Origin of the sequence: Vreelandella aquamarina, from assembly GCF_900110265.1 — a bacterium.
Lineage (GTDB): Bacteria > Pseudomonadota > Gammaproteobacteria > Pseudomonadales > Halomonadaceae > Vreelandella > Vreelandella aquamarina.
The window spans coordinates 1-3,467 of record NZ_FODB01000099.1; the positions used below are offsets into that span (position 1 = coordinate 1).

Below are 3,467 nucleotides of genomic sequence, written 5' to 3' on the forward strand. Positions count from 1 at the left end.
GGTTTTGGGCTCGGATTGTCCATCGTGTCCGAGATTGTCGAAGACAACCTCGGACACCTGGAAATCGGATCCTCGAAAAACGGAGGAGCCAGGATTCTGATTTTACTGCCATTTCCGGACTAGATCACTGCCAAAAGGCCAGCCATCTTGAAAATCCGGCCTTCAAAGACTCAGTTTTAGCAGTAATCAGCTGCGTCATTAATTATTCTTCGAGTTTAATTCAGAATCAACGGGGTCATTCTGGCTGTCTGTTGGCGGAAGATCGATCGAGAATAGCTGGTACCGTTCGTTCTCCCCCAACTTCTGAGCGTCAGTGGCCCGCGGACCAAGAACCTTATCTACCGCATCGTTTGGAATTGCGGCAAAGACCCTGGCGTACCCGTCAGCGTCCAGCAGACTGTCGAATTCTGTGGAGGTGATTTCGACAGCGTCGCCCAACGAATAAAAACGTGCGGAAAATGGCATCTTGCCAATGTAAAAGATTGGACCGTCTCCCGCTTGCTGAATGCTCTCATACCGTCCTATCAATTCCTTCTCGGTTTTTAGTGGTTTTACTCCGCTCACACCTATGAACACAAAAAGGGTAATGAGAACGGGTGCAAGTAATACAGCACCCGACCTGATTCTGGACCAGGGACGTAAATTGAGCTGCGACACCCATCCGGCAATCAGAATGGCCGAGAACGGCAGAGAAGGAAGTATGTAAGTCCAGAGCGTGTTGCCTGCCAGGGTAAAGAACAGCATTGGCGTTATCGCACAAAACAACAGATACAGCGTTGAGGCGTCTTGAACAGCACCAGTGAATATATCCTTTGTTTTGCCTCGCGCCGCCGCAAGGCCAAAGCCAACCAAGCCAATGATACCCCAGGGGAATGAAGCCCAAAGCCAGAATATCCAGATCATGCCCTTGGGCCGGTCATGGGCACTACCGTACAAATCGCCGGCCCACCCGGGGTCCAGAAACCGGCTAAAGTGTTCGCCAATGATGAAATAGTTGAGGAACCCTGGCGTTTTCAATTCAGCGAGCACGTACCATGGCACGGCAATCGCCAGTGTCAGAAGTGAGCCAAGAAGCCAGGGTAATTTTTTCAACGGCTGTAACCGCTGCCTGAAAATAGCAGCCCATAGCACCAGGGGGATAACGGTCAGTACAACAGCCAACGGTCCCTTTGACAACAAGCCGATAGCCAGGCCCACGAAAAACCACCAGCGCCAATAGTCAGACCGGCCCGAAAGCACGAACCACATGCTCACCAGAGAAAGGGTCGTTCCAAAAACCAGGAATGTATCCGTCATGACTGCGCCAGCACTGATATAAGTGAGTGCCATCGTGGAAAGCACAAGAGTAGACCATCGAGCGACCGCAGCACCGCGCGCATGATTTGCAAGGCACCACGTCAGCCATACGATTCCAATCGTGGCGAACCATGCCGGTAGCCGCAGAGAAAATTCAGACAGTCCAAATATTTTTATAGAGGCAGCCTGAGCCCAGAACGACAGTGGAGGTTTCCCCCAGAACGGAACGCCGGGTTCAAACCAGGGCGTTATCCAGTCCCCGGTTTCAGCCATTAAACGAGCGATTTCAGCGTATCGGGGCTCCGTTGTATCCACGAAGGGATACAGCGTCATTCCGATAAAGCGACTGAACAATACGGCAGCCAGTACCCAGAACCAGGGCTCAAATCGCTTTATCATTCTTGACGCCTCTGAAGTTGCTGATTTGGTCTCGGCTTGATACCTCTTTGTTCTCGACCACTTCTTCGGTCAGATACAGTGGTCGCTGTTTCGATTCGATGTAGGTTTTGCCCACATACTCACCAACGATACCAACGCTCACCAGTTGTATGCCGCCCAGAAAACTGATGAGGGCGATTAACGATGGGTAGCCGTCAGTCGGATCGCCGAGCATTATTGCCTTCGCTACAATCCAGACACCGAACAATCCACCAACGGAGGCGGCCAGCAAGCCGACAAGCGTTGCCCATCTGAGAGGTGACACTGAGAAGGAAGTCAGGCCTTCAAGGGCCAGGCCGACCAGGCCCGGGTAGTCCCACTTACTCTCGCCAGCCACTCTCAATGCCCGGTCGTATTCGATGATCGTCGTTGGCATACCAACCCAGGCAAAGAGTCCCTTCATGTAGCGGTTGCGCTCTCCTAACCGGAGAAGGGCATCAACTGCCCGCCTGCTCATCAATCGGAAATCACCCGTGTCGACCGGGATTTCAGTGCGACTGGTCTTATTCAGCAAGCGATAGAAAAGGTGCGCACTCCAGCGCTTGAGAAAACTCTCGCCTACACGTGATCGACGTTGCATCAGAACGACATCAAAGCCGGACTTCCAACTCTTGACCATCTCGGGAATGTATTCAGGTGGATCCTGAAGGTCCGCATCCAGAACGATCACCGCATCCCCCTTGGCATGCTCCAGCCCTGCTGTTACCGCTGCCTCTTTGCCAAAGTTGCGGCTTAGCTTGACGAGACGGATGCTCGATTTCCTTTTAATGAAAGTCCTAACAAATTCGGCACTGCCATCCTCGCTACCATCGTCCACAACCACGATCTCCGAGCGAATATCGAGGCTCGCAAGGATCGGCAATACATGCTCAAAGAATAGGGGAAGCATCGAACGCTCATTGAACACCGGAACCACCAGGGAAAGCAGCTCTGATTCATTCGGCGCACGGGAAGTCTCAAGAGGTTTGTTCATGAAACACCAGCCCTTGGTAGACAACATAGTTAAATACAGCGACAGCCGCAGTGGTTAGAAGCTGAGCAGGCACAACAGAGATTTCAAACAGTTGATGCAGGACTAAAAAGATCAGAACGTTCAGGAGAGCTGCGAGTGAACAGGAAAAGGCATATCGCCAGATGGCCTGGATGTGTGGGCGTGCGTTTGGAAAGGCCAAAGTTCGCTGCAACCAGTAGTTGGTAACCGCTCCTACAACGCTTCCAGAAAAGGTGGCTGCTACGGGGGCCATGCCAAGCAGAACCAGGCCGGACATGGCCGCCCAATGGAAAAGGGTTGCCATTCCTCCGGCGGCAATAAATCCACTTATTCTTTTAAAGGGAACCTTCTTCATCCTGGCCGACACACCCGTGGCTATAACCATCGTGCCCGATGTTTCAACAACAATTCCGGAAATGGTGAACATTGACTCTTCAGAAACATCGGGCACCAGAATCTGGACACACCTGCATAGAAATGTCTATCGCTCATAGGTTGCCCCTAAAACCATGTATATACAGCTTCTTGCGTTCGTGACTCGACTATTGATCCTACCAGGTGCAACTGAAATCAAACTGAAAAGTCGACCGGTAACCCCCCATTTTTAACGGGTTGCTGTTTTTCTGGGGAGTTGCCGTTACTGGTACAATCCATGGCAGACTGGCGAAACTTTCCCACCTCGAAAAACGGCGCTTACAAATGAAAATTCTGATTGTTGAGGACAATGCGGTACTTGCCAAAA

At 51.7% G+C, this 3,467-nt stretch carries 3 protein-coding genes; all 3 read right to left on the minus strand.

Annotation, left to right across the window (positions count from 1 at the left end; all coding sequences use genetic code 11):
- Positions 1-198 precede the first annotated feature (198 nt).
- From BMY49_RS16825 to BMY49_RS16835, 3 genes are read right to left on the minus strand one after another with little or no spacing between them, the layout of a single operon-like run.
- Positions 199-1,695 carry an ArnT family glycosyltransferase gene (locus BMY49_RS16825; RefSeq protein ID WP_062375915.1) on the minus strand — a complete coding sequence of 499 codons (1,497 nt, stop codon included), beginning with the start codon at positions 1,693-1,695 and terminating at the stop codon, positions 199-201.
- Positions 1,679-2,707 carry a glycosyltransferase family 2 protein gene (locus BMY49_RS16830; protein ID WP_040297488.1) on the minus strand — a complete coding sequence of 343 codons (1,029 nt, stop codon included), beginning with the start codon at positions 2,705-2,707 and terminating at the stop codon, positions 1,679-1,681. Before BMY49_RS16830 ends, BMY49_RS16825 begins: the two co-directional genes overlap by 17 nt.
- Complete coding sequence (locus BMY49_RS16835) at positions 2,691-3,176, minus strand: GtrA family protein (protein WP_232068230.1); 486 nt, start codon at positions 3,174-3,176, stop codon at positions 2,691-2,693. Before BMY49_RS16835 ends, BMY49_RS16830 begins: the two co-directional genes overlap by 17 nt.
- Between the last annotated feature and the right edge of the window lie 291 nt (positions 3,177-3,467).